Raw genomic sequence first — 2,539 nt, 5'->3', positions numbered from 1 at the left:
AGGACGAGTAGAAACAGATGAGAGGACTCGACCCAGTTCATCTCGAGTGACCGTGCAGGTTGCGCCGGTGCACGTGGCGTGCCGTCGCTCGCTCGGGTCGTCGTTCTCGCACTTCGCCGCTGGTTTAGCCAAACAGATGAGAGATTCTCGCGTACATTGTGTTGATGCAGAGCGTCCCAGGCCGGCTCCCTGAGTTCCTCGCCAACGGTGTCGTCGGTCTCTTGCGGCCTGAAGACCGAGTGTTCGAGGCAATGCTGGACGGCTGGCGGGCGCAGATGCTGGCGCGTGGCCTAGGTGTGGCGTTTATCCGGTCGTCCTGTAGCTTGGTGGCGCGTTTCCAGGAGCACTCGAACGAGTATCCGTGGACGTGGCAACCTATCCACGTCGATGAGTTCCTCGCTGATCGGCGCACCGGTCCCAAAGCTGTCTCGGTGTCGACGCTGCGCGCGAACGCCGGCACTATTCGGGCGTTCTGCTATTACGTCACTGACGAAAGGTATGGGTGGGCTACCTTCTGTAGCAAAGCGTTCGATGACGTTCCCGCTCAAGTTGTCTTCGAGTGGAACACGCCGCGCCACAAGACAGATGACGCTATTCCGGCCAATCGGCGTAGCTTCACCCAGGCTGAATTACAGACGTTCTTTGACACGTGCGATGACCTCGTGGACCAGGAGTTCAGGAAGGGCTCGAAACGCTGGCTCCCACTCATGCGAGACTCGACAGCGTTTAAGGTCGGTTACGCCTACGGTCTCCGGCGCCGCGAGTTGGCGATGCTGGACTACTACGACTTCGGTCCGAATCCGCATGTCGAGAAGTATGGACACTACGGCGCTATTCAAGTCCGCTACGCCAAGGGCATGTCAGGATCGGGTCCACGGCGACGCACGGTCCTGACTGTGCCCGAGTTCGACTGGGTCGTAGGCATTCTCGAACATTGGATGTCGCAGCACGGGCGTGAGCTCTTTGCGACCGCGGACCGCTCGGCGTCACTGTGGCCATCCGAACGCGCCGGCGCCACGGGTATCCGAAACTTCAATCGAACCTTCACCGCAGTCCGCGACATGGCCGGCCTGCCGAAGGAACTCAAGATGCATTGCCTGCGCCACTCGTACGTCACACATCTCCTCGAGTCGGGATACGACCCAATGTTCGTACAACAGCAAGTCGGCCACGCGTACTCCTCGACCACTGCCCTTTACACATCGGTATCTGCAGACTTCAAGCAGAAGACCGTCCAGAGGATGATCCAACAGAGAATCGTCACTCGTGACGAAAGTGGGAGTAGGAAGTACCCGTGAGCGAGCAACGCCGAATCGGCTATCACTGGAATCTGCGCCAACGAATGGCCGACCACAACCTTTGGAAGACAACGGAACTCATCCCGTTGCTGAAGTCACGTGGGATCAACCTCTCCAACGCCCAAGTGCACCGATTGGTTACTGGTACACCCGAACGGATCCCGGCTCGTACGTTTGCCGCCTTGTGCGACATCCTTGAATGCACACCCAACGATCTGTTTGAGCCCTACGTCGAGATGCGAGCAGCGGCCACCGCAGACGCGCCGGCGAGCCCGGCGGACTTAGGGGTCGGTGAGAATCGCTCCGTCGCACGCAGGATCAAGATCGTCCGAGATGACGGTGACGATGGCACGCCCACGTAAGCCAGAAGATCCAGAGCGCTGGCTCCCCTGCGAGCGTTGCGGAGAGCACCGCGAATGCGTCGTCACCTGGCAGGGGCTAGAGATCTGCGGGTACTGCTACCAAGCGGCCAAACGGACCCGCGGTGTGTGCGCATGTGGCCACAACGGGGTCCTGCCCGGAATCATCGACGGTCGACCCGCCTGCCGTGCCTGCAGCGGCATCAAACTGAACGTCGACTGCGTGGAATGCGGTGCAGAAGAAGAGCTCTATGCCAAGGGGCGTTGCTGGCGATGCGTCTTCGGATCGACGATTGACCGGATCCTGACGAACCCAGAGACAGGGTCAATCAACGCTGAGCTCAAACCCTTCGCGGCCGCGTTGAAGTCCATGAAACGAGCCAATAGCGGACTCACGTGGATCAACCAACCGCACGTCACTGCATTTCTCACCGAGCTTGCACAGTCGCCAGCGGTGACTCATGAGGTGGTCGATGCGCTACCACAGTCACGAACACGCGAGTACGTTCGAGAACTGCTGGTGACCCACGAAATCCTTCCGCCTAGGGACAGACTGCTCCACCGCTATATCGAATGGTCTAACGAAGCCCTCAGCCGTGTGATATCCGCGGAACATCGTGACGTCGTCAACCGCTACGTCCGGTGGCACCATCTACGTCGGATGCATTCGATGGAGTCGGTGTCGCAAGGAACTTTCTTGAGATCCAAGCAAACCGTCACGGTAACAATCGGCTTCCTCAACTGGCTCACCGACCGCGACGTTTCAATCACGGATCTGTCTCAGCCCGACGTGGACGCATGGCAAGCCGAAGGCCCGAGCACGAGAGAGTTCGCCATTCGTTTCCTTTCGTGGGCGATCAAGACGAAGCTGGTTCCTGCGAA

At 59.4% G+C, this 2,539-nt stretch carries 2 protein-coding genes and 1 pseudogene; all 3 read left to right on the top strand.

Annotation, left to right across the window (positions count from 1 at the left end; genetic code table 11):
• Positions 1-164: 164 nt before the first annotated feature.
• Positions 165-1,298 (top strand): tyrosine-type recombinase/integrase, encoded by a 1,134-nt coding sequence (locus M1L58_RS23205; RefSeq protein WP_248660619.1) that lies wholly within the window; start codon positions 165-167, stop codon positions 1,296-1,298.
• The gene (locus M1L58_RS23200; protein ID WP_248660618.1) at positions 1,295-1,660 is read left to right on the top strand and encodes a helix-turn-helix domain-containing protein; all 366 of its coding nucleotides are present in this window, start codon (positions 1,295-1,297) and stop codon (positions 1,658-1,660) included. The genes M1L58_RS23205 and M1L58_RS23200 overlap by 4 nt, the downstream gene beginning before the upstream one ends.
• Positions 1,632-2,539 (top strand): annotated as a pseudogene (locus tag M1L58_RS23195) (Fis family transcriptional regulator); the annotation flags it as partial. The gene M1L58_RS23200 and the pseudogene M1L58_RS23195, both read left to right, overlap by 29 nt.

The sequence above is a fragment of the Gordonia sp. C13 genome, from assembly GCF_023218005.1.
Taxonomy (GTDB): domain Bacteria; phylum Actinomycetota; class Actinomycetes; order Mycobacteriales; family Mycobacteriaceae; genus Gordonia; species Gordonia namibiensis.
Note: the sequence above shows the minus strand (reverse complement) of the source record. Positions and strands in the feature narration are given on the sequence as shown.